This is a genomic window from Gardnerella sp. C0684A1 (assembly GCF_055326835.1).
On the sequence record NZ_JBLTSX010000027.1, the window covers coordinates 1 to 275 of the forward strand.

1 protein-coding gene is annotated in these 275 nt (G+C 57.5%); it reads left to right on the plus strand.

All coding sequences use genetic code 11. From position 1 onward, the window contains the following. Positions 1 to 49: 49 nt before the first annotated feature. Positions 50 to 275, plus strand: a 226-nt coding sequence (locus tag ACNEUN_RS06245) for a hypothetical protein (RefSeq protein ID WP_463631568.1), incomplete at its 3' end; no start/stop codon positions are given.

The following is a 275-nucleotide window of genomic DNA, read 5'->3' on the forward strand; positions in this document are numbered from 1 at the left end:
CCTAGCCGTGGCGCTGCTCGTCCCTTTTCTGCCATGGATCGTACTCCAAATGCGTGGCCCCAACCTGAGTACCCGGCGCATCATGGGGCAGGCGTGTGTCGCCAGCGCGATTGCCGGCATTATAGCAGGCGGTTACGTGCTCGTTTATATCCTGCCATGGATCGTACATCTTTGGATCGGCATCGACATTGCCGGACTGTGGATCGTGCAACCTTGGGCGTTCATCGTTACGCTGTGGATTGCCGCAGCATTATCCGGTCAACTTGCCCTGATGT